Here is a 26,660-nt window from a genome sequence, read left to right as displayed (position 1 = left end):
CGCCGGGGCTTTTTTTTGCCCTTTTGTCTTTTCCCAAACCGCTTATAGCTTCGCCCATGCCGCCCGACATCGTCACCTTCTGGCATGGCCCGATGGACGCCCTGCGCCAGACCTGTCTGCGCTCGCAGTTGGCTGCCGGCCACAAGGTCACGGTCTACAGCTTCGACACCATTCCCGGCCTGCCCTCAGGCGTCGGCAATGCGGATGCCGAGGCGATCCTGCCGCATGCGTTCTCCGAACGATTGCGACCGCCGCAGCCGGACGGCAGCTGGCGCGACTGGACTACGCTTCAGTTCAGCGACTTCTTCCGCATGAAGCTGATGGCGAAGGGTCTTGGTCTCTGGCTCGATGCCGACGTGCTGCTGCTCAAGCCTGCCGAGATCGATCCGGCAAAGCCCTACTTCGCGTGGGAGCGACCGCGCCAGCTCGGCAATTCCGTGATCTATCTGCCGCCGGAGCACGGCATCGTTGCCGCCTTCGAGGAGCTGATGGAGCAGGAGGAGCTGACGCCGGACTGGCTGTCGCTGCGCCATCGCATCACGTTTGCGATGCGCCGCCTGCGCGGCGGCTCGAACCGTCTCTCCGACATCCGCGTCGCGATCTTCGGGCCGGCGGCACTCACCGCGCTCGCGCGCCGCACCGGCGAGTTGGCTTGCGCATTGCCGAAGCAGTCGTTCTACGCCGTGCATGCCGAGCCAAAATTGTTCTTCGATCCCTCGAGCTATCTCGGCCTCGTCACCGACCCCGAGATCATCGGCCTGCATATCTCGCCCAAGGGCCGCGGCGGCGAGAAGCCGATTCCGGGCAGCCTGTATGCCTGGGCGGCGGAGCGGTTTCGATAATTGCCACGGGAAAGGTATGCTCCCTCTCCCGCTTGCGGGGGAGGGCTGGGGTGGGGGTGTCTCCGCAAGCGAGAGCCCCCAAGAGGTGAAACCCCTCACCCGGCGCGCGGGACGATGCTTCGCATCGCCCGGACGCGCCGACCTCTCCCGCAAGCGAGCGGGAGAGGTGCAGCGGAGGCCGCGGCCCCATCAGCGCTGTTTGATCCAGCGCAACGCGCATCTGCGCCATTGTGCGTAGTCTCGCTCCAATTCCGCCGTTCGAATGGAGCTTCGCATGAGCACCGCAAGCAGGCCTCATCCCATCGTTCAGGACCTCATCGAGTCCTTTGCCGCGTGGCTGAAGCATCGCCGCGAGCTGAACGAGATCCGGCAGCTCGACCGCGCCGATTTCGACCGGATCGCGCGCGACCTCAGGATCGCGCCTGATGATCTGGAAGAGCTGGTCCGTCATGGCAAGCACGCCGCCGACGAGTTGCCGAAGATGCTCGAACAGCTCGGCATCAGCGCCGAAGGGCTCGGCCGCGCGCAGCCGCTGCTGCTGCGCGACATGGAGCGGGTGTGCGCCCTTTGCAGCCACAAGGCTCAATGCGACCGCGATCTCGCCGGCGGCACGGCGGCGGAAAACTACCAGGGCTATTGTGCGAATGCGTCGACGCTGGAGTCGCTCGATCGTGCGGATCACGCGCGTCGCTGAGGCGTTGTCTGAAACGGCGCTAGCCGCTCAACATCGACAAAGCAACGTGCGCGAGATCGGCGGGCCGCTCCACCAGTTGGTCTGCGCCGGCCGTTTCAAGTTCATGCCGGCCACCGTATCCCCACAGCACGCCAAGGCTGCGCATGCCAACCGCGCGTGCCCCGACGATGTCGTGCTGACGATCCCCAACCATCAGACTGTGCGAAGCAGAGACATCCTGTTCAGACAGGATGTAGGCGAGCAACTCAGACTTATGATCCAGCGTACCGCCCGGCACCGAGCCATGGATGCCGTCGAAGTATGTCGCCAGCTTCAGGTTCTCCAGGATTCGTCTTGCGAACACTTCGCGCTTCGACGTCGCGAGGTAAATTCGCAATCCCGCACCTTGCATAGCCTCGAGCGCGCCGCGGATTCCGGAATAGGGCTCACTTGCGAGCAGACCGCTTTGGCCGTAGTGCTGACGGTACGCGACGACGGCCTCATCGATCCGGTCGTCGCCATATGTTTGCAGCAAAGTCCGCAAGATGTCTTCGAGCGGTGGCCCGATCGCGATATCGAGCGCTTCGCCGGGATCGTGCCCGAGCCCACGCAGTGCGGCTGAGCAGCTTGCGACAATACCCGGCCGCGAATCGACCAGCGTTCCGTCGAGATCGAGGAGGACGGAACGAACTAAGTCCACCCCTCAGCCCTTCCCCATCGCCGCAATCGCGTCCGCGATCTCGATCGTGCGCCGGGCCATGTCGGCGTGCAGGCGCTCCACCATGGCGCCATCGAGCCGGATCGCGCCGCGCGAGACGTTCTCCGGCAGCTCGAACGCGGCGATGATCTTTCGGGCGCGGGCGACTTCCTCCTCCGGCGGGGTGAAGATCGCGTTGCAGGCTTCGATCTGCGAGGGATGAATCAGCGTCTTGCCGTCAAAACCGAGATCGCGGCCCTGCGCGCATTCGGTTGCGAAGCCGTCGGAATTGGCGATGTCGCTGTAGGGACCGTCGAGGATTTCGAGGCCGTGGGCGCGCGTTGCCAGGATGCAATGCGTGATCATCGGGATCATCGCGGCGCGGCCCGGCAGCATCTTGATCCGCGTCTCGCGCGAAATATCATTCGGGCCGAACACGAAGCCTGACAGGCGCCTCTCTCGATCGCGCCCGGCGGCAGCCAGTTCCTCCGCATGCAGCACCGCGCGCGCGGTCTCGATCATGGCCCAGACTTTTACGGACGGCGCCGCACCGAGCTCGGCAAGTCTGCGGCCGATGGCGTCGAGATCCTCGACGCTGGAGACCTTTGGGACCAGGATGCCGTCGGGCGAGGCCTTGGCCGCCATCGCGACGTCGTCGGCCCACCAGGGCGTGTCGAGGCCGTTGGTCCGGATCAAGATCTCGCGCTTGCCGAACCCCTTGGCTGCGATCGCGGCCGCGATGCCGTCGCGCGCCACCGCCTTGGCGTCGGGCGCGACGGAGTCTTCCAGATCGAGGATCAGGCCGTCAGCGGCCAGATTGCGCGCCTTTTCCAGCGCGCGGGGGTTGGAGCCGGGCATGAACAGATGGCTGCGGCGCGGGCGGGTCATGCAAGCGTTCCTTCCGGTTTCCTCGTCTCTATTCTGACCGAAATTCTGACCGAAGCCGATAGCATCTGGCCTGCCTATTCGAAAGGCTTGTTCGCCCCAGCGGTATATGATTAGGCATGGGCCATGACCACATTCCCAGAGCATTTGCTGGAAGGCTACCAGGCCTTCGCCACCCAGCGGCTGCCGACCGAGCAGACCCGCTACCGCGAGCTGTCGGTGAAGGGGCAGTTCCCGGAAGTGATGGTGATCGGCTGCTGCGATAGCCGCGTCTCGCCCGAAGTGATCTTCGACGTCGGCCCGGGCGAGCTCTTCGTGGTCCGCAACATCGCCAATCTGGTGCCGGTGTATCAGCCCGACGGCAACGCGCATGGCGTCTCGGCGGCGCTGGAATATGCCGTGAAGGTGCTGAAGGTGAAGCACATCGTGGTGCTCGGGCACGCGCAATGCGGCGGCATCCGCGCTTTCGTCGACAAGATCGAGCCGCTCACCCCCGGCGACTTCATCGGCAAATGGATGCAGATGTTCATCAAGCCCGGCGAAGTGGTGGAGCAGCGCGACCATGAGACCATGGCGCAATTCGTCGAGCGCATCGAGAAGGCCGCGGTGTTCCGCAGCCTGGAAAACCTGATGACCTTCCCGTTCGTGCAGAAGGCGGTGGATGCCGGCCAGATGCAGACGCACGGCGCCTATTTCGGCGTCGCGGAGGGATCGCTGTTCGTGCTGGACAAGGTCGCGAAGGAATTCAGAAGCGTCAGGGGCACGGCTTAATTCGTGATTCGTAAGGTGGGTTAGATTAGCGAAGCGTAACCCACCATGCTTCCACGCTCGCGGAGCGAAGTTGGTGGGTTACGCCAAGCGGACTGCGCTTCGCGCAGCCGCAGGGCTAACCCACCCTACGCAGCAACGCAGCTCTACGCCGCCTTCTTCTTCGCGCTGATCAGCTTGCGGTTGATCAGGACTTCCGCGATCTGGATCGCGTTGAGCGCGGCGCCCTTGCGTAGATTGTCCGACACGCACCACAGCACGAGACCGTTTTCGACCGTCGCGTCCTCGCGGATGCGGCTGATATAGGTGGCGTCTTCGCCGGCCGCTTCATATGGCGTGGCGTAGCCGCCGGGCTCATGCTTGTCGATGACGAGGCAGCCGGGCGCCTTGCGCAGGATGTCGCGCGCTTCGTCCGCGGTGATCGGATTCTCGAACTCGATGTTGACGGCCTCGGAATGGCCGACGAACACCGGCACCCGCACGCAGGTCGCGGAGAGCTTGATCTTGGGATCAAGCATCTTCTTGGTCTCCGCCATCATCTTCCACTCTTCCTTGGTATAGCCGTCCTCCATGAAGACGTCGATTTGGGGAATGACGTTGAAGGCGATGCGGGTGGGAAACTTCTTACTGATCAGCTCCTGGTTGGTGTAGACGGCCTTGGTCTGCGAGAACAATTCGTCCATCGCGTCCTTGCCGGCGCCCGACACCGACTGATAGGTCGAGACCACGACACGCTTGATGGTGGCCTTGTCGTGCAGCGGCTTGAGCGCGACCACGAGCTGCGCGGTCGAGCAGTTCGGGTTGGCGATGATGTTCTTCTTCTTGAAGCCCGCGGTCGCGTCCGCATTCACCTCCGGCACGATCAACGGCACGTCCGGGTCCATGCGCCAGGCCGAGGAATTGTCGATCACCACCGTGCCGGCGGCGCCGATCTTCGGCGACCATTCCTTCGACACCTCGCCCCCCGCCGACATCAGGCAGATGTCGACGTCGGAGAAGTCGTAATGCTCGAGCGCTTTGACCTTCAGGGTGCGGTCGCCGTAGGAGACCTCGACGCCCATGCTGCGGCGTGACGCCAGGGCCACCACCTCGTCCGCGGGGAATTTGCGCTCATCGAGGATGTTGAGCATTTCCCGTCCGACATTGCCGGTCGCGCCGACGACTGCGACTTTGTAACCCATCGTTCACTCTCCGACGAAAAAGCTCTTTCCCGAAGCTGAGGCTTAAACAGGAAGAGCAGCGCTTCTATGCGAGAACCGGCCTCAAGACAACGTTGGACCATGCCTGAAGGCCGTGGATGCAGTCGCCTGAGGCCAGCACGGCCGCAACCCCCACCCAGATCCATCTGGCGCTCGCAGCCTTCGCCGACGAGGTCGTCGGCACGCTGGCGCGCCTGTTCGCCTATGTGGGGGCTTTGGTGCTGTTTGCCATCCTCGGGCTTGCGGCACTTGGCCAGCTGCCAAACTTGCGCGACGATGAGCCGGCGCTGAAACCGGGCTGGAGCGTGGCCGACCGCTCGCATCCGGCCTTCGCCCTCAGCCGGCTCGATTCATCAGAAAAAACAGCCGCTTACACCATCCTCAGGCATCCCGAAGGCGGCCGCAGGGACGTGATGCGCTGGGCGGGCGAGGCGGACAAGCCCATCGCCGAGCTCGAGATTTACCGGGAAGGCGGCGAATTCGACGTGGCGCGTCCGGCGACCGCCGACCTGGCTGTGCGAATGGGCCTTGGCACGACCACCCCGCTCGAGCAGGCCGGCCTGATCGACACCAAATTCGGGCCTGTCGTCCTGTTCCGGCCCACCGGCACGACCCAAGGGACACCGCAAGGGACGCCGTCCTGCCTCGGCTACCTCAAGCGCAGCGAGGAGCCGGCGCTGCAGATCTCCGGCTTCTCCTGCCAGGGCGACAGCCTGCCCGCCCGGCGCGCGGCGATCGCCTGCACGCTGAACCGGCTGACGCTGCTGACCTCGGGCAACGAACCGAAGCTGGCCGAATTGTTTGCCCATGCCGAGCTGAAGCGCCGCTCGTGCACACCGCTGGGCTCGTCGGACTGGCTGCTCGGCGCCGCGAACGCGCAATTGCGCGGGACGCTCTGACCCGCATCAAGCTCAAGTAGCTGGTATCCATGCAACTTTTGCCGGCGCGCACGATTATTCAGCGCTGGTGTGACCCAATAGATATTCAGCGCTGGTGTGACCCAATAGACCTAGTTGCGGCCGCCACGGCCGGGCTAGTATGGGTGATATCGACTGGCGGCCTGCCGCCTGAAGGGGACGTGATGAGCTCGAAATTCTCTGCCAAATTGGCGACATGGCTTGCGGCGGGCGCGGTGGTTGCCATGGGCCTCGTGACGCCGGCCTCGGCCGACACCAAGCCCAAGCGCTATGACGATCGCGGCCGGCATTATTACGGACCGAGCGGCCCCAACGCGGTCTATCAGCAGGGACGTACCCGCCTCTATGTGAGCAAGCGCTCCTGGCTCGACGGCGGCACCGAGGTCAATCCGGGCGACCGCAAGTTCTCCGACTACGCCTTCCCGCCGGCGGTGGGCTATCCGACCTTCGCCCGCGAAAACCTCAACCGTCCGATCGATCGCCAGCCGCTCGCCACGCCGGCCGATGTCGGCGGCTATCCGCAGAATTTCCCGCTGTACTGAGGCGGAATCATCGACCGAATCAAATGGCCGGGCTCGCGCCCGGCCATTTTTGTTTGTGAGAGATGAATCCGCCTTACGCGTTGGCGGCCGGGTCGTAGCGCCTGCAAAATTCTTCGATCGCCTCGGAGCGGAAATCGCCCAGGCGCTCGAAGATCAGCTCATCCGGCCAATCCCACCAGGCGATACGGCGCAGGCTTTCTGCGACAGACTCGTCAAAACGCCTGCGGATGGGACGCGCGGGAACGCCGCCGACGATGGTGTAGGGTTCGACATCGCGGCTGACGACCGCGCCAGCGGCGATCACCGCGCCGTCGCCGACGCTCACACCCGGCAGCAGGATGGCGGCGTGCCCGATCCAGCAATCATTACCGACGATCACCCGGTCGCTGCGGCGGTCCGCAAAGAAGTCGCGGTCACGGCTCGCGCCCGCCTCGTAATATTCAGGGCAATAGGTGAAGCGATGCTGGGACGGACGGCCCATCGGATGATTGGGCGCGCCGATCCGCACCGAATTGGCGATGGCGGTGAACTTTCCGATCGCCGCGTCGGCGACCTCGCAGTTCTCGCCGAGATAAGAGTAGTCGCCGAGCGAGGAGAACTCGATGCGCGTGTTGGACAGGATCTCGCAGCGGCGCCCGATCTGCGCCTCGCGCAGCCGCACCGTTTCATGGATGATTGTTTCCGCGATCTTGGGGCGGGGTGAGGCATCCATGCGGTGGCTCCGGTGAAATCGTAGCCCGGGTGAGCGCAGCGATACCCGGGAACGCTGCAGGCAAAGTCCCGGATGTCGCTTCGCTCATCCGGGCTACGACAAACTCGCTTACGCGTGCAGCTTCTGCAATTCCTTCAAAATCGCTTCGCCCATCTGCGTGGTCGAGGCGGCCGTGGTGCCCTCCGACTTGATGTCGGCGGTGCGCAGGCCGCTGGCCAGCACCGCGGCGATCGCGGCATCGACCTTGTCGGCGAGATCGCCCATGTCGAAGGAATAGCGCAGCGCCATGCCGAAGGACGAGATCATCGCGATTGGATTGGCGAGGCCCTGGCCTGCGATATCGGGCGCCGAGCCGTGCACGGGCTCGTACAGCGCCTTGCGCTTCTTGCTCTTGACGTCGACCTCGCCGAGGGAGGCCGAGGGCAGCATGCCGAGCGATCCCGTCAGCATCGCGGCGATGTCGGACAGCATGTCGCCGAACAGGTTGTCGGTGACGATGACGTCGAACTGCTTCGGCCATTTCACCAGCATCATGCCGCCGGAATCGGCGAGCTGATGCTCGAGCGTGACGTCGGCATATTCGCGCTTGTGGACCTGGGTCACGACCTCGTTCCAGAGCACGCCCGACTTCATGACGTTGCGCTTCTCCATCGAGGTCACCTTGTTCTTGCGCTTCTTCGCAAGCTCGAAGGCGACGCGGGCGATGCGCTCGATCTCATAGGTGTCGTAGACCTGGGTATCGATGGCGCGCTTCTGGCCGTTGCCGAGATCGGTGATGGTCTTGGGCTCGCCGAAATAGACGCCGCCGGTGAGCTCGCGCACGATGACGATGTCGAGGCCTTCGACCGCCTCGCGCTTCAGACTGGAGGCATCCGCCAGCGCCGGGTAGCAAACGGCGGGACGGAGGTTGGCGAACAGGCCGAGATCCTTGCGCAGGCGCAACAGGCCGGCTTCGGGGCGCACCTCATAGGGCACGGCATCCCATTTCGGGCCGCCGACCGCGCCAAAAATGATCGCATCGGCGTCCTTGGCCTTGGCCATGTCGCCTTCCGAGATCGGCACCTTGTGCGCGTCATAGGCGGAACCGCCGACGAGGCCGGTGTCGGTCTCGAACTTGGCAATCCCTGCCGAATTGAGCCAGTCGATCAGCCGCTTCACCTCGCCCATCACTTCCGGGCCGATACCGTCGCCGGGGAGCAGCAGCAGTTTGTGGGTCGCCATGGTCGATTCCTCTGAGATCGAATTTCGGCCGGAGTGCTAGAGCGGCGTTGCGCGCTTGGCAAGACACCATTGCGGCCTCGCCGCTGTGCAAGACGGGCGGGGCCTGTCACACTGCCGGACGCCGGAGTACCCCTTGCACGCCCCTGAACGTCCCCCGCTCGACGCCCACCCCGCACGGCTGATCCTGACCCTGTCATTGGCTGCGACGGTCGGGCTCGGCATCGGCCGCTTTGCCTATGCGCTGGTGCTGCCTGACATGCGGGAGGACCTCGGCTGGTCCTACTCGGCGGCCGGTTTCATGAACACCATCAACGCCGTCGGCTACCTCGTGGGCGCGCTCGCTGCGTCCCGGCTGATCCGGCGCGTCGGTTGGTCGGCCGCGATCCGCGGCGGAACCCTGGCTTGCCTCGCCGCGCTCGCGACTTGCGCGCTGACCGGGAATTTCGTCGCGCTGAGCCTGGCGCGGCTGGTGCTGGGCATCGGTGCTGCGGCCGGGTTCGTCGCCGGCGGCGCGCTGGCCGCGACAATCGCGCAGTCGCATCCCGAGCGGGCCAATTTCCTGCTCAGCCTGTTCTATGCCGGCCCCGGTGTCGGCATCCTGGCCTCCGGGCTGATTGCGCCGTTCACGCTGCAATGGCTCGGACCGGGCTCGTGGTGGATCGTGTGGTGGGCGCTGACGCTGCTCTCAGCCGCAATGGCGGTGCCGCTGTTCCTGGTCCGCATCGAGAGCAGGGCGCGCTTCACCGAAGCCAGCCACGCCTCGTTCGCGATCGTTCCCGTGTTGATCTATCTCGCCGCCTATTTTCTGTTCGGTGCCGGTTACATCGCCTACATGACCTTCATGATCGCCTATGTGCGCGACAGCGGCGGCGGCGCCGCGGCGCAAGCCGCGTTCTGGGGCCTGATCGGCCTCAGCGCCTTCGTCACGCCCTGGGTCTGGCGCCGCGTGCTCGCCCTCGACCGCGGCGGGCTTGCGACCGCCATCATCCTCGGCACCAACGCGATCGGCGCCGGCCTGCCGATGCTCGGACATTCGACAGCGTGGCTTGCGGTCTCCGCAGTCGTGTTCGGCGTCGCCTTCTTCGCCGTGGTCAACTCCACCACCGCCTTCGTCCGCTTCAACTATCGACACGAGGAATGGCCGACCGCGATCGCGGCGATGACGATCTCGTTCGGCGTCGGACAGACGCTGGGGCCGATCGTGGTCGGCGCGATCACGGATGCGCTGGGGAGTTTGAGTTACGCGCTGAATGTGTCGGCAGGGCTGCTGGCGTTGGGCGCGGTTGCGGCGCTGTGCCAGCGGAAGGTGGGGCCGAAGGGCTCGGTGCCGTAGGGTGGGTTAGCCCTGCGGACTGCGCGAAGCGCAGACCGCTCGGCGTAACCCACCATGCTTCCGCGTTTGCCGAACGGAGTTGGTGGGTTACGCCTTCGGCCAACCCACCCTACAAAACACTAACTCCCGCTGAACGAATTATACCCCTGGTCTTCCCAATAGCCGCCCTTGTAGTCGTTGGTGACTTCCATCGACACCACGTATTTCGGGTTCTTGAAGCCGAGCTTGGTCGGGACGCGGATCTTCATTGGAAACCCATACGCGCGCGGCAGGATCTCGCCCGCGTATTTGAACGTCATCTGGGTTTGCGGATGCAGCGCGGTGCGCATGTCGAGCGGGGAGTTGTAGCCGTCCTTGTCGGCGCACTGGAACCAGACGTATTTTGCGCGCGTGTCGGCGCCGATCAGCTTGAGGAAGTCGCGCATGGGCGTGCCGGTCCAGCTGCCGATCGCGCTCCAGCCCTCGACGCAGATGTGACGCGTGATCTGCGTGACCTGCGGGAGCTTGTACAATTCCGGAAGCGTCCAGGACTTCTTGTTGTCGACCAGACCGCGGACTTCGAGCTTCCAGTCGGCACCGTCGACATCCGGCGCGTCGTCGAGATCGTAATAGGCGTTGAACGGAAACGGCTTGGTGATCGCGCTCTCGGGAAACGTCGGCGCCAGCGCGTCGGGATTGAAGATGAAATCCTGTACGGCGTCGTTGAATTTCGAAACCGTCTTCAGCATCTCCTCGGCGGAGGACGAGTCGATCACGTCGCAGCCGGTGAGCAGCGTCAGCGCACCCAGGCTGGCGCCGCCCGCGATGAAGCGGCGGCGGCTGACATCAGGCATCGTCTTGATGGAGTCCTTGATCAGCAGCCGCTTGTCGACGCCGGGGATCAGGAATGAGCGCTTGGCCATGGTTCTCTCTCCGCTCAACGACCGATGATCATCGCGCGCAGGCTCTTCGGCACCAGCAGCGCGAGCACAACGTGAATGACGAGGAAGGCACAGATCGCCGCCATGCAGAAGAAATGGACGTAGCGCGCGGTCGGATAGTCGCCGAACAGGCTCACGAGCCAATGCAGCTGCACCGGCTTCCACATCCCCAGCCCCGATAGCACGATGAGCACGCCGACCAATATGATGCCGGCATAGAGCAGGCGCTGGACGTAATTGTAGACGGTGAGATCGGCATGGCCGAGCTTGAAGGTCAGCGCCGCCCTGACATCGTGAAGCACGCCGGACGGGGTGATCGGCAGCAGTTTTTTCCGGAAGCGGCCGGTGGCGAAACCCGTGACGAGATAGGCGAGGCCGTTGATCATCAACAGCCACATCGCCGCAAAATGCCAGAGCAGGCCGCCGCCGAGCCAGCCGCCGAGCGTGTAGTTGCGCGGAAAGCTGAAACCGAACAGCGGCGAGGCATTGTAGATCTGCCAACCCGACAGGATCATCAGGATCATGGCGAGGGCGTTGACCCAGTGCATGACCCGGACCCAGGCCGGCTGGATCACTTTGGCCGGGGCGGCGCTGACCTGCTCGTCGGTGACTGTGAGGCTCGACATGATGGTTCCGTCCTGAACATCGTCTGACAGCAAATTATACGCCGATGCTTCCGCTTTCGTTACGCCCTGTTCGGCATCGAATCGATATCGTCAGACTATGGCGGTCACAAAAAAGCGAGCCGGGCACCCCCGGCTCGCCGTTTTCGTCGCACCCTGACGGGGATGGAACAGGATCGCGCGGTGTTACGTCGCCGGCATCAGCACGGTGTCGACCACATGGATCACGCCGTTGGACTGGTTGACGTTGGAGATCGTCACCATCGAGGTGCCGCCCTTGGCATCGACGATCCAGACCTTGCCGTCCATCTTCTGCACCGTCAGCTCCTCGCCTTCGGCGGTCTTCATCTTCTTGCCGTCGGTGAGGTCGGAAGCCTCGAGCTTGCCGGGGACGACATGGTAGGTGAGGATCTTGGTCAGCGTCGCCTTGTTCTCAGGCTTGACCAGGGTGTCGACGGTGCCGGCCGGCAGCTTGCCGAAGGCGGCGTTGGTCGGCGCGAACACCGTGAACGGGCCCTTGCCTTCCAGCGTCGGCACCAGGCCGGCCGCCTTCACCGCCGCCACCAGCGTGGTGTGATCCTTCGAATTGACGGCGTTCTGGACGATGTTCTTGGACGGGAACATCGCGGCGCCGCCGACCATGACGGTCTTTTCCTCGGCGCGGACGGGCGCGACGACGGTCGCAGTGATGGCCAGCGCGCTGAAAGCTGCGGCGGCGAGATAGGCAATACGCTTGGACATGGAGAGTCTCCCGATTGGATTGTGACCGGCGGTTGCCGGCGTTCGAGTTGGAGCAACAACGGCGCCTGCGACAGTTTGACGTGAGGCAGTAGCGCCGTCGCTGGACCGAACTACGGGAGGGTTCGCGAAGCGGTTTCGAACAAAACTTCTTTGTGATGCGTGAAACTAAGTGCGTGGTGCTCCGTGGGGTGACGCACTCTCACTCGTCGTCCTGGCGAAAGCCAGGACCCATTACCCCAGGGAGAAGTTGCGGCGCGACGCTGGCTACTCCGAGTCGTCGCCAAACTACTGCCTGGGGGAATGGGTCCTGGATCTGCGCTACGCTTGTCCAGGACGACGATAGAGAATGTAGCGTGAGCCGCGCCCCTCAATCCCTGCTCAACGGCGTCTGAATGAACCCGCGATTATGCGTCGGGCTGATCAAGAGCTCGTTGATGCAGACCCGCGCCGGCATGCTCGCGATGAACGCGATGGTACGGCCCAGATCTTCGGATTGCAGCATCCTGGCCTGCTCCTCCTCGCTCGGCACCACCGGGCGCAGCTTCAGGATCGGCGTCGCCACCTCGCCCGGCATCAGGCAGCAGGCGCGCAGGCCGTTGACGCATTCGTCCATGTTGAAGGAATGGGTCAGCGCAAGCACCGCATGCTTTGTCGTGGTGTAGGCCGGACCCGGCATCTTCGAGACGTGGCGGCCGGCCCAGGACGAGACGTTGATGATGGAGCCGTCCTTCTGCTTGCGCATCGTCGGCAGCACCGCGCGCATGCAATAGAGCACGCCGTTGAGATTGACCTGGACCAGTTGGTCCCAGCCCTCCAGTTCCATGTCCTTCCAGCTCCGCTTGGGGACATTGATGCCGGCATTGTTCACCAGCAGGTCGATCCGGCCGTGCTTCGCGACGATTTGATCGGCCGCCTTCTGGGCCTCGGCGGCGTTGGACACGTCCAGCGCAATGGCCTCGGCCGCCCCGCCCGCCCCAGTGATCTTCGCAACCACGGTATCCAGGGCGTCCTTGCGCCGGCCCGAGACCACGACTATCCAGCCGTCGGCCGCAAGCGCCTCGGCGCCGGCCTCCCCGATCCCGCTGCCGCCGCCCGTGACCCAGGCCACGCGTTTCCCGTTTTTGGTCATGCAAACTGTCTCCGTTGCTTCATCGGGGCGGTTTTTGCTAATCCAGCCCTCGGTTTTGACCGGCCTTGTCTGACGAGCCTTGCGGTCGAGGAAATCTTGCATGAACCAAGCAGCCAACGCCAACCTGTTTTCCCGCCTGTTCGACGGCCTGGACGATCCGCAGCGCCTCGCGATCGAGACGCATGACGGAGGGCGCGTCAGCTATGGCGATTTGATCGCACGGGCCGGGCAAATGGCAAACGTGCTGGTCGCGCGCGGCGTGAAGCCCGGCGACCGCGTTGCGGTGCAAGTCGAGAAATCCGTGGCCAATATCGTGCTGTATCTGGCCACGGTGCGGGCCGGCGCGGTCTACCTGCCGCTCAACACCGCCTATACGCTGAACGAGCTCGACTACTTCATCGGCGATGCCGAACCGGCGCTCGTGGTCTGCGATCCCTCCAAGGCGGAGGGACTCGCCCCGATCGTCGCCAAGGTGAAGGCCAAAGTCGAGACGCTCGGGCCTGACGGCAAGGGCTCGCTGACGGAAGCCGCCGACAAGGCGAGCAGTGAATTCACCACGGTGTCGCGCGCAAACGACGATCTCGCCGCGATCCTCTACACGTCAGGCACCACGGGGCGCTCCAAGGGCGCGATGTTGACCCACGACAATCTGGCGTCGAACTCGCTCTCGCTGGTCGGCTACTGGCGCTTCACCGACAAGGACGTGCTGATCCACGCGCTGCCGATCTACCACACCCACGGCCTGTTCGTGGCGACCAACGTGACGCTGTTTTCGCGCGCCGCGATGATCTTCCTGCCGAAGCTCGACCCGGATCTGATCATCAAGCTGATGGCGCGTGCCACGGTGCTGATGGGCGTGCCGACGTTCTATACCCGGCTGCTCCAGAACGCTGCGCTGTCGCGCGAAACCACACGACACATGCGGCTGTTCATCTCGGGCTCGGCACCGCTGCTGGCCGAAACCCATCGCGAATGGTCGGCGCGCACCGGGCATGCGGTGCTCGAACGCTACGGCATGACCGAAACCAACATGAACACGTCGAATCCCTATGACGGCGAGCGCGTGCCCGGCGCAGTCGGCTTTCCGCTGCCCGGCGTTTCCGTACGCGTGACCGATCCCGAGACGACGAAGGAATTGCCGCGCGAGGAGATCGGCATGATCGAGGTGAAGGGCCCGAACGTGTTCAAAGGCTATTGGCGCATGCCGGAGAAGACCAAGGCGGAATTCCGCGACGACGGCTTCTTCATCACCGGCGACCTCGGCAAGATCGACGGCAAGGGTTACGTCCACATTCTCGGCCGCGGCAAGGATCTCGTGATTTCCGGCGGCTTCAACGTCTACCCGAAAGAAATCGAGAGCGAGATCGACTCCATGCCCGGCGTGATCGAATCCGCGGTCATCGGCGTGCCCCATGCCGATTTCGGCGAGGGTGTCACGGCCGTTCTGGTCTGCAACAAGGGCGCAGACATCAGCGAGGCCGCGGTGCTGAAGGCGCTCGACGGCCGGCTCGCCAAGTTCAAGATGCCCAAGCGGGTGTTCGTGGTCGACGAGCTGCCGCGCAACACCATGGGCAAGGTGCAGAAGAACGTGCTGCGGGATACTTACAAGGATCTTTACGCGAAGAAGTAGGGGCGCAGACTTCAGGCAAAACGGCGCCATACGCCGTCATGCCCCGCGAAGGCGGGGCATCCAGTACGCTGCGGCTTCTCGTTTCAATCACTGTCGTCTCTGGAATACTGGATTCCCCGCCTTCGCGGGGAATGACACCGAGCGCGTAGGGCGTGCGCGCCCCAAAACTATCATTGCCCGCCTAACAAGCTCATCACAAATCTGCTGCCGACGATAAACAGGTAACACCCGAACGCTGTCTCCAGCGTCCGCTTCGACATCGCATGCGCCGCCTTCACACCTAGCGGCGCGGTCACAAGACTCATCGGCATGACCAGCACGGCGCCGATCAGCGAGACGTAGCCGAGCGCGAACGGGACCTGCAGGGCTGCAATTCCCGGATAGTTCGCCGCCGCGGGCCAGCCGGCATAGATGTAGCCGAGCGCGCCGGGGATCGAGATCAGTACGGCGAGCGCGGACGAGGTCGCGACCGCCTGGTGGATCGGACGGCCGTAGAACGTCATCAGCAGGTTGGAGAACAGCCCGCCGCCGATACCCATCAGCGTCGACAAGATGCCGACGCAGAAGCCGTAGATGCGCATCAGCGGACCCTTCGGCAGGTCATCTCCGAGCTTCCAGCTCTCGCGCGCGAAGATCAGCCGTACCGCGGCTGACCAGGCGACGGCGACGAACACGATCTTGAACAGCCGCTCCGGCGCGTAGCGCGCGACCACGCTGCCGGCGACGACGCCGATCACGATCGGCAGCCACCAGACCCGCAGGATCGCGATGTCGACCGCGCCGCGCTTGTAGTGCGCCTGGAACGAACGGATCGAGGTCGGGATGATGACGGCGAGCGAAGTGCCGACGCAGAGCGGCATGCGCACCTCGAGCGGCACGCCGGCGATGCGGAAGCATTCGTAGAATACCGGCACCAGAATCGCGCCGCCGCCGATGCCGAACACGCCAGCCAAAAAACCAGAGAGTGCGCCGGTTGCGATCAGCAGCAGCGCAAGCTCGACGATCTCCTTGATATCAAGCCCTGCAATCATCCCTGAGTTGCCCCCGCGACCGGTCGCAACGTCTCCGAAGCATTCGCTCGGACATCGCTGCGCGGAAAGCTGTAAGCGATCTGGTTTCCGCGGTCGACACACAGCGCTTGCGGGTGGGGTGGAATGCAGGGTGCGCATATCCGGGAGCGGACCACAGAAATGGTGAATTGGCGGGGTGGCAGACTGGGTCGGAAGGTCGCCGGGCCCCCGCCTTGAGCGGTTTGGACGGGATGGTCCGTTTAGACGCGTTCCAACAGCGATTTCAATGGGCCATGTACCGGCACATGAAAGAATGGATTTGCATTCTGTCTTTGGCGAGTAGGCCAACGCTCTGGTATACCAAGCGTCCGATTGGCCTTGTTTCATCAACGCCATAGCGCTGAACCCGGGTTCGATTGATGGCGATTTGGTGATTGCGCAGGCGAAATCGACTCCGTAAATAGAGCCGACCTTTCCGATCCCCGCGCGCCCCCTATTGGGCCGCAATACAACATCAAAGCCCATGACCGCACGGATCGAACGACCGCTCTCGCCCCACATGCAAGTCTACCGCTGGACGCTGACGATGGCGCTGTCCATCGTCCATCGCGCCACCGGCATCGCCCTTTACGCCGGAACGCTGCTGCTGGCCTGGTGGCTGATTGCGGCGGCCTCCGGCCCCGCCGCCTATGGCCATGTCCAGGCCTTCACCGGCAGCATCATCGGCCGGCTGATCGTGTTCGGCTACACCTGGGCGCTGATGCATCATATGCTCAGCGGCATCCGGCATTTCGTCTGGGACCTCGGCTACGGCTTCAAGGCCAACGAGCGGGAAGCGCTGACCTGGGGCGCGCTGATCGGCGGCATCGTGCTGACGGTCCTGATCTGGATCATCGCCTACGCGATCGGAGGCGGACGATGAACACAGCCGATACGCCCAAGCGCAGCATGCGCACCCCGCTCGGCCGCGTCCGCAATCTCGGCGCGGCGCATTCCGGCACGTCCGATTTCTGGCGTCAGCGCATCACCGCCGTCGCCATGACGCTGCTGATGATCCCGGTGCTGGTCATCGTCATGATGCTGCTCGGCCGCAATCAGGCCGGCGCGGCGCAGATCCTCAGCTCCCTTCCCGTCGCCCTGATCCTGCTACTCTTCATCGCCGCCAGTGCCTGGCACATGAAGATCGGCATGCAGGTGGTGATCGAGGACTACATCCATAACGAGAAGCTGAAGCTCGTCTCGATCATGCTCAACAATTTCTTCTCGATCGCCGTGGCGCTCGCCTCGACCTACGCGATCCTGAAGCTTTCATCCGGAGTGTAAACCCATGGCCGCCACAACGAATGGCAAGGGCAACGGCGCTCCCGCCACCAACGGAAAAGCCTATCCGATCGAAGACCACACCTATGACGTCGTCGTGGTCGGTGCCGGCGGCGCGGGCCTGCGCGCCGTGGTCGGCTGCAGCGAAGCCGGCCTGCGCACCGCCTGCATCACAAAAGTGTTTCCGACCCGCTCGCACACTGTCGCGGCCCAGGGCGGCATTTCGGCCTCGCTCGGCAACATGCACAAGGACGATTGGCGCTGGCACATGTACGACACCGTGAAGGGGTCGGACTGGCTGGGCGACCAGGACGCGATCGAATACATGGTGCGCAACGCGCCCGAGGCGGTTTACGAGCTCGAGCACTGGGGCGTGCCGTTCTCGCGCACCGAGGACGGCAAGATCTATCAGCGCCCGTTCGGCGGCATGACCATGGACTACGGCAAGGGTCAGGCGCAGCGCACCTGCGCCGCTGCCGACCGCACCGGCCACGCCATGCTGCACACGATGTACGGCCAGTCGCTGCGCCACGCGGCCGAGTTCTTCATCGAGTTCTTCGCCATCGACCTGATCATGGACGACCAGGGCACCTGCCGCGGCGTCATCGCGCTCAAGCTCGACGACGGCACGCTGCACCGCTTCCGCGCCCAGACCGTGATTCTCGCGACCGGCGGCTATGGCCGCGCCTATGCCTCCTGCACCTCGGCGCACACCTGCACCGGCGATGGCGGCGGCATGGTGCTGCGCGCCGGCCTGCCGATGCAGGACATGGAGTTCGTGCAGTTCCACCCGACCGGCATCTACGGTTCGGGCTGCCTCGTCACCGAGGGTGCACGCGGCGAAGGCGGCTATCTCGTCAACTCCGAGGGCGAGCGTTTCATGGAGCGCTATGCGCCCTCCGCGAAGGATTTGGCCTCGCGCGACGTCGTCTCGCGCGCGATGACCATCGAGATCCGCGAAGGCCGCGGCGTCGGCAAGAAGAAGGACCACATCTTCCTGCATCTCGACCACCTCGATCCCGCGGTGCTGGCGGAGCGGCTGCCGGGCATCTCCGAATCCGCAAAGATCTTCGCCAATGTCGACGTGACGCGCGAGCCGATCCCGATCGTGCCGACCGTGCACTACAACATGGGCGGCATCCCGACGAACTACCACGGCGAAGTGCTGACCAAGAGGGACGGCGACGACAACGCCATCATCCCCGGCCTGATGGCGATCGGCGAAGCCGCCTGCGTCTCCGTGCACGGCGCCAATCGCCTCGGCTCGAACTCGCTGATCGACCTCGTGGTGTTCGGCCGTGCCGCCGCGCTGCGCCTCGCCGAAAAGCTCACGCCCAACGCCAGCCAGCCGGAGTTGCCGGCGACCTCGTCCGATCTGGCGCTCGGCCGGCTCGACCATTACCGCTACGCCTCCGGCGAAACGCCGACCGCGAAGCTGCGCGAAGGCATGCAGCACGTGATGCAGAACAATTGCGCGGTGTTCCGCACCGGCGACATCCTGAGCGAAGGCCAGAACCTGATCGAGAAGGTCCATAGCGGCATCACCGACATCGCCGTGTCCGACCGCTCGCTGGTGTGGAATTCCGACCTGATCGAGACGCTCGAATTCGACAATCTGATCTCGCAGGCGGTGGTGACGATGAACTCGGCCGCCAACCGCACCGAGAGCCGCGGCGCGCATGCCCGCGAGGACTTCTCCGACCGCGACGACAAGAACTGGATGAAGCACACGCTGGCCTGGCTGGAAGATTCCGGCAAGGTCAAGATCGAGTACCGCCCCGTTCACGACTACACCATGACCAACGACGTCCAGTACATCCCGCCCAAAGCGCGCGTGTACTAGAAGCGAACAGCGAAGGCCTTAATCGAAATGGTTGAATTCGCACTTCCGAAGAACTCCAAGATCACCGGCGGCAAGACCTGGCCGAAGCCCGCGGGCGCGACAGACGTCCGCGAATTCCGCGTCTATCGCTGGAATCCGGACGACGGCAAGAATCCGAGCGTCGACACCTATTACGTCGACACCCATGATTGCGGGCCGATGGTGCTGGATGGCCTGATCTGGATCAAGAACAACATCGACCCGTCGCTGACCTTCCGCCGCTCCTGCCGCGAGGGCGTCTGCGGCTCCTGCGCGATGAACATCGACGGCCAGAACACGCTGGCCTGCACCCGCTCGATGCACGACGTGAAGGACGGCGCGGTGAAGATCAATCCGCTGCCGCACCAGCCGGTGGTGAAGGACCTCGTCCCCGACCTCACCAATTTCTACGCGCAGTATGCTTCGGTCGAGCCGTGGCTGAAGACGACCTCGCCGACGCCGCAGAAGGAATGGAAGCAGAGCCACGAGGACCGCGAGAAGCTCGACGGCCTCTACGAGTGCATCCTCTGCGCCTGCTGCTCGACCTCGTGCCCGAGCTATTGGTGGAACAGCGAGCGCTATCTCGGTCCCGCCGCCCTGCTCCAGGCCAACCGCTGGGTGTCTGATTCGCGGGATGAGGCCACCGGCGAGCGGCTCGACGATCTCGAGGATCCGTTCCGCCTCTACCGCTGCCACACCATCATGAACTGCGCCAAAGCCTGCCCGAAGGGGCTCAATCCGGCCGAAGCCATCGCCGAGCTCAAGCTCAAGCTGGTCGAGCGCCAGATCTAGGCGTCATTCATGCTGCAATCCCTGGCCGAGACAGCCGGGGCATTCTACGGCTGGCGCGTGTTTGGGTAGATTTTACCTCCACCCCCCTGCGCGCGCGACCCGCGCGGATTGCAACCTCCGGTTCCCCACAAGCCGCTTCCTTCCCGGCGCGAAATTCAAGTAAGCTCTCCGGTGTGGGACCGGAGCGACCGTGCAGGGCGCGCAACGCAATTCGCTGAGACTGTTGCAGTGGATGATGGCTGCATCCCTGGCGCTCCCGATTGCGCTGTTCGCGATCGCCTCCTCGACCTCCTACACCTCGACGAAAGACATCGCCGACCGCGAGATCGAGCGCACCCTCGATGTCGCGCATGAGCACGCGCTCAAGGTGTTCGAGACGATCGACCGCAGCCTCGCCGAGCTCAACGAGGTGGTGCGGGGCCTTCCCGACGATATCATCCGCAGGCGCGAGCCGGCCCTGCACCGCCGCCTGAAGCAGCTGACCGATTCGCTGCCGCAGCTCAAATCGGCCTGGATCTTCGATGCGGACGGAAAGTCGCTGGTCAACAGCCTTGCCTCGCCGCCGCCGGAGCAGAGTTTTGCGGACCGCGACTACTTTGTCGCCCATATCGACCAGAACATCGGCAGCTACATCGGTGTTCCCCTGACGCCGCGCCAGCCCTATCAGGGTGCGCGCTTCTTCGGGGTCAGCCGTCGCCGTGACGCCGACGACGGCGGCTTCATCGGCGTGATCCAGGCCTCCGTCCTGCCGGAATATTTCGAGAGCTTTTATGCCAGGATCGGCACCGATCCCGGCAGCTTCTTCGCAATGGGACGCACCGACGGGGTCGTGCTGGCGCACCTTCCGCGGCTCGATCGCGACCTTCGGCTCGATCCCAGCGGGCCGGTCGGCCAGAACATCGCAGCGCACCCCGAGCACGGCCTCATCACCGTCGCATGGCCCTCGGACGGGATCGAGCGCCGCATCGGTTACCGGCGCGTCGCCGAATACCCGATCTATGTCAGCGCGGGGCTCGAGACCTCGGCCATCCGCGCGCGCTGGTTCGCCACCATGGGCCAGCATCTGGTGTTCGGGATTCCCGCCACCGCGCTCCTCCTCCTCCTGCTGGCGCTGGCGATCCGGCGCACCCAGCATCTCCAGGCCGAGGCCGCGGCGCGGCGCGAAGCCGAGGGGGCGCTCAAGCACAGCCAGCGCCTGGAGGCGCTCGGGCAGCTCACCGGGGGCGTCGCGCACGACTTCAACAACCTCCTGACCGTGATCCGCGCCTCCGTCGACCTGTTGAACCGACCGCAACTGAGCGAGGAGCGGCGCCAGCGCTACATCACCGCCATCGCGGACGCGGTCGCGCGCGCGGCCAAGCTGACATCGCAGCTGCTCGCCTTTGCGCGGCGCCAGACCTTGAAGCCGGAGGTGTTCGACGTCGGCGCGCGGATGCAGTCGCTGCACGACATGCTCGCGACGCTGCTCGGACCCGCGATCGAAATAGCGATGCGGCTGCCGGCTGAGCCCTGCCTCGTCAATGCCGATGCAAGCCAGTTCGAGACGGCGTTGATCAACATGGCGACCAATGCGCGCGATGCCATGCACGGCAAGGGCAGGATCGTTTTCAAGGTCGAGGCCGCGACGACCATTGCGGACACGCTGGCCCCCATCTCGGGCAGCCATGACCTTACAGGCAACCATGACCTTCCTGGTAACCATGTCCTTCCTGGCAAACATGGCTTCGTCGGCATTGCCGTCAGCGACACCGGAATGGGCATTCCCGCAACAAGGCTCGAGCGCATCTTCGAGCCATTCTTCACCACCAAGCAGGTCGGCCACGGCACCGGTCTCGGCCTGTCGCAGGTGTTCGGCTTCGCCCGGCAGTCCGGCGGCGAAGTGACAGTCACGAGCGAGGTGGGGCACGGCAGCACCTTCTCGCTCTACCTGCCGCGCGTGCCGCCAGACCTGCTGCCGCAGCGGCAGGCACCGAACACGGCCCCGGCGGTCGCCGGCAGCGGCATGTCGGTGCTGCTGGTCGAGGACAATATCGAGCTTGCCAATTTCGCCGCCGACGGCCTCACCGAGCTCGGCTACAGCATCACGCTGGTCGACAATGCAACCGATGCGCTTGCCGAGCTGGTCGCGGATGCGGATCGTTTCGATATCGTTTTCTCGGACATCGTGATGCCGGGCATGACCGGGCTCGATCTCGCGCAGGCGGTCCGCGATCGCGGCATCGGCGTGCCCGTCGTGCTGACCACTGGCTACAGCGAGGCGCTGTCCCAAGAGGCGCTGTCCCCGGACGGCAACCTCGATTGCGAGCTCGTGCAGAAGCCCTACGCGATCGATCAGCTGTCGCGCGTCCTGCACCGGGTCGCCCGGCGCCGCAGGGTGCGCGACGGCGCCGCGGAATGATGCGGCACCTGGAACCATCGGGAACCGTTTGATTTCTCTTGCGTTATCCGACCATGCAAACGCCGGCCGGAAAGCGCGAACAGGGCAAGAAGCCGCCCATTGTCGAAATCGTCGGCGAGAACGGCGAGGAAGTGACTCCGCCGCCACCCGAGCTGGTCGAGCCCGACCCGGAGCTGTCGCCCGAAGAGGCCGAGCAGGCCCGCAAGGACTATCTCCTCACCCGCTTCTGGATCAGCGCGCGTGGGTTCTGGGGACGCAAGGGCGACCGCCTCGCCTGGCCGTTCTCGATCGGCCTCGGCGTGCTGATCGTCCTGACCGTCGGCTTCCAGTACGGCATCAATGTCTGGAATCGGGCGATTTTCGACGCGATCGAGAAACGCGATGCGACGGCGGTCTTCCATCTCACCGCAATGTTCTTCCCGCTTGCGATCGGCAGCATCGTGCTCGGCGTGGCGCAGGTGTTCGCGCGCATGGGCATCCAGCGGCGCTGGCGGGCCTGGCTGACGGCAAGCGTGCTGACGCGCTGGCTCGGCAACGGCCGCTACTATCAGCTCAATCTCGTCGACGGCGATCACAAGAATCCGGAATACCGGATCGCGGAAGATCTGCGCGTCGCGACCGATTCGCCGGTGGATTTTCTCGCCGGCGTGACCTCGGCGCTGCTGTCGGCCGCGACCTTCATCGTCGTGCTCTGGACCATCGGCGGCGCGCTCACGGTCACGCTTGCGGGATCGTCGGTGACCATTCCCGGCTTCCTGGTGATCGCCGCGATGCTTTATGCCGCGATCGCATCGGGCTCGATTGTGGTGATCGGCCGTCAATTCGTGCAGGTCTCCGAGGACAAGAACCAGGCCGAGGCCGATTTCCGCTACACGCTGACGCGCGTGCGCGAGAACGGCGAGAGCATCGCGCTGCTCGGCGGCGAGGACGAGGAGCGCGACGGCATCGACCGCAACTTCACCAGCGTGCTACGACAATGGGCAAGATTGGCCGGGCAACACATGCGCACCACGCTGGTGTCGCAAGGCTCTAGCCTCGTTGCGCCGGTCGTGCCGCTGCTGCTCTGCGCGCCCAAATTCCTCGACGGCAGCATGACGCTGGGACAGGTGATGCAGGCGGCTTCTGCCTTCACCATCGTGCAGAGCGCGTTCGGCTGGCTGGTCGACAATTATCCGCGGCTGGCCGACTGGAACGCCTGCGCGCGCCGTATCGCCTCGCTGATGATATCGCTCGACGGTCTCGAGCGCGCCGAGCAGGGCGACGGACTCGGCCGCATCAAGCGCGGCGAGACCAGCAACGACGCCATGCTGGAGCTGAACGACCTCTCCGTCACGCTCGACGACGGCACTGCCGTGGTCGGCGAGACCGAGGTGGTGATCGAGCCCGGCGAACGGCTGCTGGTCGCCGGCGAATCCGGCACCGGCAAGAGCACGCTGGTGCGCGCCATCGCCGGGCTCTGGCCATGGGGTGGCGGCAGCGTCAATTTCCATCCCGACCGGCGGCTGTTCATGCTGCCGCAGCGGCCCTACGTGCCGTCCGGCTCCTTGCGCCGCGCGGTCGCCTATCCCGGCGCAGAAGACGACTGGACCGCCGAGGAGATCGTCGAGGCCCTGCACAAGGTCGGTCTCGACCATCTCAACGAGAAGATCGAGGAAGAGGGACCGTGGGACCAGACGCTGTCGGGCGGCGAGAAACAGCGCCTCGCCTTTGCGCGGCTCTTGCTGCACAACCCGGACATCGTCGTGCTCGATGAGGCGACCTCTGCGCTCGACGAGAAGAGCCAGGACAAGATGATGAAGATGATCACCGACGAGCTGCCGAAGGCCACCATCGTCAGCGTCGCGCATCGTGTCGAGCTGGAGGCCTTCCACAGCCGCAAGATCGTGCTGGAGCGCCGCAAGGGCGGCGCAAAACTCGTTAGCGACATCGACCTGATCCCGCGCAAGGGCAAGCGCAAGCTGCTCGGCCGCTTCCTGCGCCAGCGCAAGGCTGTCGCGAAGAAGGCGGCGTGAGGCTCCTCGTCGTCCCGGCCTAGTGCGCAATTGCGCACGGGGGGCCGGGACGACACCGAAATTGTAGCCCTCATCAAAACCGGCTATGCATGCGCCGCTTGCAACGAGGACCGCCGCTTGACGACCGACAATGCCCCTCCGTCCGCGCCGTTCGGCGCGTTTGCGCCGAACCCGTCGCAGGCCGCGATCATTCGCCTCGCGACACAATCGGCGCTGAAGCGCGGCGCGTTCCGGCCCTGGCTGTCGCGATTGGTCAACCTGCTGCGCGGCGGCCCCGTCGACGTGCAGTATCAGGGCGCCTCGTTCCGGTTCTACCACCAGGGCAGCGCGACCGAGCGTGGCGCGCTGTTCAATCCCGACTACAATCTCGACGAGCTCGACTTCCTGCGCCAGCACATCCCGGTGGGCGGCGTGTTCGTCGACGTCGGCGCCAATGTCGGCACCTTTGCGCTGGTGATGGCGCGACAGGTCGGGCCATCAGGGAAAGTGGTCGCGATCGAACCGCATCCGATGACGTTTGGACGGCTCTCGTTCAACCAGGCCGCATCGAAAGCAGCGCAGGTGCACCTGGTGCAGGCCGCCGCAGGCGACAGCGACGGCGAGCTCATGATCGAGAGCGGCGGCGGCAATCTCGGCGCCACGCACGTCGTCACCGGCACCGCCAGCGCGGAGGCCATCAAGGTCCCGTCGTTGCGGCTGACGCGCATTCTCGACGAGGCCGGCGTCACGAAGGTGGACGCGTTGAAGATCGACGTCGAGGGCTTTGAGGACCGCGTGCTGATCGGTTTCTTCCGCGACGCGCCGCAATCGCTATGGCCGCGCGCGGTGGTGATCGAACATCTTTCACAAAACGAATGGCGGGAAGATTGTATCGCCGACATGGTCGCGCGCGGCTTTGCGGTTGCGCGCAAGACGCGGAGCAATACGTTCCTGTCGCGCTGACAACGAACGACGGAGGTTGCGATGATCGACCATATGGGCTTTCCGGTCTCCGACTATGAGCGCGCCAAGGCGTTCTACGCCGCTGCGCTGGCACCGCTCGGCTACAGCCTGATCATGGAGGTCACGCAGGAGCAGACCGGACACGATCCGGCCGCCGGCTTCGGCGCCGACGGCAAGCCGGATTTCTGGATCGGCGGCGAGGGCGCGCTGAACAAGCCGGTGCATGTCGCGATCCTGGCGAAGGACCGCGCCACGGTGGATGCGTTTTACAAAGCGGCGATAGCGGCAGGCGGCCGCGACAACGGGCCGCCCGGCATTCGTGCGCACTATCATCCGAATTACTACGGCGCCTTCGTGCTCGATCTCGACGGCCACAACATCGAGGCCGTCTGCCACGCGCCCGAATAAGACGGCGACGCGAGACGGAACATCGGCGCGACATCATCGTTGTCGTTCTCCCGACAACTGATTTCGATGATGCCGATGCCGATCGAACCGCCCGAGATTCCGCCCTCGACACCCGGCACTCCCGCCGAGCCGCCGCCGGGGATTCCGCCGGGCAATCCGCAGCCCGAAATCACGCCGCCGGTGCGCGAGCCCGGCTCGCCACCGCGGCCCGACGAATTGCCGGGTCGCATACCTGAAGAGATTCCATCACGCGGACCGAACGGACCGCTCACGCCAAATCCTGCGACGGATGCAAGTTCGCCGCGGCGACCGCACATGAGGCGAAGCATCACATGTGAGGCAATTGCAACCTGCGTCTGAATGCGCAATGAACGTCACCGTAGTGAAGTGATTTGCGCGCAGAAATAAATCGGGCGGCGACTGCTTCGTCCGCCACAATCCGGCCTAACGTGTAGCCGTTCATCCCAACACTTCGTCAAAGAACCTTCCGGGGAAGTTCACCATCATGACTAATCTTCGTTTCGTGCTGCTTGCCACCACGGCTCTGACCGCGATGCAATTGGCAAGCTCCGCATCGCATGCGCAAGGCGCGCCGCCGCTCGTCGTCGCTCAGGCCCAGCCAGAGACCGGCCCTGACGGAAAACCGAAGCAGCCACCGAAGGAGAAGCAGCCACCGAAGGAAGCGCCAAAGGCGCCGCCGCCCGCTGCGCGCCCGGCCGCGCCGCCCCCTCCGGCCGCAGCACCGCCTGCAGCTCCCGCACGTCCGAGCGCGCCGCCGCCCGCGGCTGCGCCTCCGCATCCTCCTGCCGCGCCGCCGCCGGCCGCCGCACCGTCGCGTCCGACACCGCCGCCTCCGCCGGCGCCGACTCATCAGGCACCTCCGCCGCCGCCCCCACCGCCGGCTGCTCCAAAGCAACCGTCGCCGCCTCCGGCCGCGGCTCCGCAACAGCACGCGCCGACACCTCCTCCTCCAGCGCCGCCCGCGGCACGCCCGGCTCCCACGCCGCCGGCACCGCCGCCTGCCGCGGCGCCGCAGCAGCACGCGCCCACGCCTCCGCCGCCTCCTGCCGCGGGTCCGTCGGGAC

The 26,660-nt window shown here is 64.9% G+C and carries 26 protein-coding genes and 1 pseudogene; 16 read left to right on the top strand and 11 right to left on the bottom strand.

The features are described from left to right. Window positions 1–56: 56 nt before the first annotated feature. Entirely contained in the window at window positions 57–842 is a 786-nt protein-coding gene (locus QCM77_RS39680) for a glycosyltransferase family 32 protein (RefSeq protein ID WP_280096443.1), read from the top strand. Between the two features lie 274 nt (window positions 843–1,116). Beyond that, window positions 1,117–1,536, top strand: coding sequence for a hypothetical protein (locus QCM77_RS39675; RefSeq protein ID WP_280096442.1), 420 nt, complete (start codon window positions 1,117–1,119; stop codon window positions 1,534–1,536). Between the two features lie 19 nt (window positions 1,537–1,555). On the opposite strand, the gene QCM77_RS39670 is transcribed toward QCM77_RS39675, so the two are convergent. Then, a complete protein-coding gene (locus QCM77_RS39670; RefSeq protein WP_280096441.1) occupies window positions 1,556–2,215 on the bottom strand; it encodes an HAD hydrolase-like protein in 660 nt (219 codons plus the stop codon). A gap of 3 nt (window positions 2,216–2,218) precedes the next feature. Continuing rightward, window positions 2,219–3,100, bottom strand: coding sequence for an HpcH/HpaI aldolase/citrate lyase family protein (locus tag QCM77_RS39665; RefSeq protein ID WP_280096440.1), 882 nt, complete (start codon window positions 3,098–3,100; stop codon window positions 2,219–2,221). 123 nt (window positions 3,101–3,223) lie between these two features. On the opposite strand from QCM77_RS39665, the gene QCM77_RS39660 reads away from it, so the two are divergent. After that, window positions 3,224–3,868 carry a carbonic anhydrase gene (locus QCM77_RS39660; protein ID WP_280096439.1) on the top strand — a complete coding sequence of 215 codons (645 nt, stop codon included), beginning with the start codon at window positions 3,224–3,226 and terminating at the stop codon, window positions 3,866–3,868. 143 nt (window positions 3,869–4,011) lie between these two features. Here the strand turns inward: QCM77_RS39660 and QCM77_RS39655 are convergent, their stop codons facing one another. After that, entirely contained in the window at window positions 4,012–5,046 is a 1,035-nt protein-coding gene (locus tag QCM77_RS39655) for an aspartate-semialdehyde dehydrogenase (RefSeq protein ID WP_279667781.1), read from the bottom strand. A 116-nt stretch (window positions 5,047–5,162) separates the two neighbouring features. Here QCM77_RS39655 and QCM77_RS39650 point away from each other — a divergent pair, with 116 nt between their 5' ends. Together QCM77_RS39650 and QCM77_RS39645 are read left to right on the top strand one after the other, a co-directional pair. Further along, complete coding sequence (locus QCM77_RS39650; RefSeq protein WP_280096438.1) at window positions 5,163–5,963, top strand: hypothetical protein; 801 nt, start codon at window positions 5,163–5,165, stop codon at window positions 5,961–5,963. A gap of 182 nt (window positions 5,964–6,145) precedes the next feature. Beyond that, the gene (locus QCM77_RS39645; protein WP_279690958.1) at window positions 6,146–6,523 is read left to right on the top strand and encodes a hypothetical protein; all 378 of its coding nucleotides are present in this window, start codon (window positions 6,146–6,148) and stop codon (window positions 6,521–6,523) included. A 73-nt stretch (window positions 6,524–6,596) separates the two neighbouring features. Here QCM77_RS39645 and QCM77_RS39640 read toward each other — a convergent pair whose 3' ends face one another. Both QCM77_RS39640 and leuB read right to left on the bottom strand, forming a co-directional pair. Further along, window positions 6,597–7,235, bottom strand: coding sequence for a DapH/DapD/GlmU-related protein (locus QCM77_RS39640; RefSeq protein WP_280096437.1), 639 nt, complete (start codon window positions 7,233–7,235; stop codon window positions 6,597–6,599). A 108-nt stretch (window positions 7,236–7,343) separates the two neighbouring features. Then, on the bottom strand, window positions 7,344–8,456 hold the full coding sequence (gene leuB / locus QCM77_RS39635) for a 3-isopropylmalate dehydrogenase (protein ID WP_280096436.1): 1,113 nt from the start codon (window positions 8,454–8,456) through the stop codon (window positions 7,344–7,346). Window positions 8,457–8,589: 133 nt separating this feature from the next. Between leuB and QCM77_RS39630 the strand changes: the two genes are divergently transcribed. Then, window positions 8,590–9,789 (top strand): YbfB/YjiJ family MFS transporter, encoded by a 1,200-nt coding sequence (locus QCM77_RS39630; RefSeq protein WP_280096435.1) that lies wholly within the window; start codon window positions 8,590–8,592, stop codon window positions 9,787–9,789. A 119-nt stretch (window positions 9,790–9,908) separates the two neighbouring features. Here the strand turns inward: QCM77_RS39630 and QCM77_RS39625 are convergent, their stop codons facing one another. The 4 genes from QCM77_RS39625 to QCM77_RS39610 all read right to left on the bottom strand — a co-directional run bounded on the left by QCM77_RS39625 (window position 9,909) and on the right by QCM77_RS39610 (window position 13,202). Continuing rightward, on the bottom strand, window positions 9,909–10,691 hold the full coding sequence (locus tag QCM77_RS39625; RefSeq protein ID WP_279667774.1) for a molybdopterin-dependent oxidoreductase: 783 nt from the start codon (window positions 10,689–10,691) through the stop codon (window positions 9,909–9,911). A gap of 14 nt (window positions 10,692–10,705) precedes the next feature. Further along, the gene (locus QCM77_RS39620) at window positions 10,706–11,335 is read right to left on the bottom strand and encodes a cytochrome b/b6 domain-containing protein (protein ID WP_280096434.1); all 630 of its coding nucleotides are present in this window, start codon (window positions 11,333–11,335) and stop codon (window positions 10,706–10,708) included. A 183-nt stretch (window positions 11,336–11,518) separates the two neighbouring features. Then, complete coding sequence (locus tag QCM77_RS39615; RefSeq protein WP_280096433.1) at window positions 11,519–12,073, bottom strand: fasciclin domain-containing protein; 555 nt, start codon at window positions 12,071–12,073, stop codon at window positions 11,519–11,521. 367 nt (window positions 12,074–12,440) lie between these two features. Next, on the bottom strand, window positions 12,441–13,202 hold the full coding sequence (locus QCM77_RS39610; protein WP_280096432.1) for an SDR family oxidoreductase: 762 nt from the start codon (window positions 13,200–13,202) through the stop codon (window positions 12,441–12,443). Between the two features lie 100 nt (window positions 13,203–13,302). Here QCM77_RS39610 and QCM77_RS39605 point away from each other — a divergent pair, with 100 nt between their 5' ends. After that, window positions 13,303–14,832 carry a malonate--CoA ligase gene (locus tag QCM77_RS39605; protein WP_280096431.1) on the top strand — a complete coding sequence of 510 codons (1,530 nt, stop codon included), beginning with the start codon at window positions 13,303–13,305 and terminating at the stop codon, window positions 14,830–14,832. 170 nt (window positions 14,833–15,002) lie between these two features. On the opposite strand, the gene QCM77_RS39600 is transcribed toward QCM77_RS39605, so the two are convergent. Then, window positions 15,003–15,863 carry a sulfite exporter TauE/SafE family protein gene (locus tag QCM77_RS39600; protein ID WP_280096430.1) on the bottom strand — a complete coding sequence of 287 codons (861 nt, stop codon included), beginning with the start codon at window positions 15,861–15,863 and terminating at the stop codon, window positions 15,003–15,005. A gap of 502 nt (window positions 15,864–16,365) precedes the next feature. Here QCM77_RS39600 and sdhC point away from each other — a divergent pair. From sdhC to QCM77_RS39555, 9 genes are all read left to right on the top strand, one after another. Then, window positions 16,366–16,764 carry a succinate dehydrogenase, cytochrome b556 subunit gene (gene sdhC / locus QCM77_RS39595; RefSeq protein WP_279667769.1) on the top strand — a complete coding sequence of 133 codons (399 nt, stop codon included), beginning with the start codon at window positions 16,366–16,368 and terminating at the stop codon, window positions 16,762–16,764. Continuing rightward, on the top strand, window positions 16,761–17,165 hold the full coding sequence (sdhD, locus tag QCM77_RS39590; RefSeq protein WP_279690944.1) for a succinate dehydrogenase, hydrophobic membrane anchor protein: 405 nt from the start codon (window positions 16,761–16,763) through the stop codon (window positions 17,163–17,165). Before sdhC ends, sdhD begins: the two co-directional genes overlap by 4 nt. A 4-nt stretch (window positions 17,166–17,169) precedes the next feature. Next, window positions 17,170–19,005 (top strand): succinate dehydrogenase flavoprotein subunit, encoded by a 1,836-nt coding sequence (sdhA, locus tag QCM77_RS39585; protein WP_279690943.1) that lies wholly within the window; start codon window positions 17,170–17,172, stop codon window positions 19,003–19,005. Window positions 19,006–19,032: 27 nt separating this feature from the next. Beyond that, complete coding sequence (locus tag QCM77_RS39580; protein WP_279667766.1) at window positions 19,033–19,815, top strand: succinate dehydrogenase iron-sulfur subunit; 783 nt, start codon at window positions 19,033–19,035, stop codon at window positions 19,813–19,815. A gap of 190 nt (window positions 19,816–20,005) precedes the next feature. Beyond that, window positions 20,006–22,213, top strand: coding sequence for a hybrid sensor histidine kinase/response regulator family protein (locus QCM77_RS39575; RefSeq protein ID WP_279687580.1), 2,208 nt, complete (start codon window positions 20,006–20,008; stop codon window positions 22,211–22,213). Between the two features lie 53 nt (window positions 22,214–22,266). Next, the gene (locus QCM77_RS39570; RefSeq protein ID WP_279687581.1) at window positions 22,267–24,225 is read left to right on the top strand and encodes an ABC transporter ATP-binding protein/permease; all 1,959 of its coding nucleotides are present in this window, start codon (window positions 22,267–22,269) and stop codon (window positions 24,223–24,225) included. A gap of 117 nt (window positions 24,226–24,342) precedes the next feature. Beyond that, entirely contained in the window at window positions 24,343–25,167 is an 825-nt protein-coding gene (locus QCM77_RS39565; protein WP_279687583.1) for an FkbM family methyltransferase, read from the top strand. Between the two features lie 21 nt (window positions 25,168–25,188). Next, complete coding sequence (locus QCM77_RS39560) at window positions 25,189–25,575, top strand: VOC family protein (protein WP_280096429.1); 387 nt, start codon at window positions 25,189–25,191, stop codon at window positions 25,573–25,575. Between the two features lie 75 nt (window positions 25,576–25,650). Beyond that, window positions 25,651–25,935, top strand: a complete 285-nt coding sequence (locus QCM77_RS39555; RefSeq protein WP_279667761.1) for a hypothetical protein — start codon at window positions 25,651–25,653, stop codon at window positions 25,933–25,935. A 149-nt stretch (window positions 25,936–26,084) separates the two neighbouring features. On the opposite strand, the pseudogene QCM77_RS39550 reads toward QCM77_RS39555, so the two are convergent. Then, a pseudogene (locus QCM77_RS39550) lies at window positions 26,085–26,660 on the bottom strand (hypothetical protein); the annotation flags it as partial.

It is taken from the genome of Bradyrhizobium nivariense (assembly GCF_029846695.2).
Classification (GTDB): domain Bacteria; phylum Pseudomonadota; class Alphaproteobacteria; order Rhizobiales; family Xanthobacteraceae; genus Bradyrhizobium.
The sequence above is the reverse complement of the archived record's forward strand: the minus strand, read 5'-3'. Positions and strand labels throughout refer to the sequence as shown.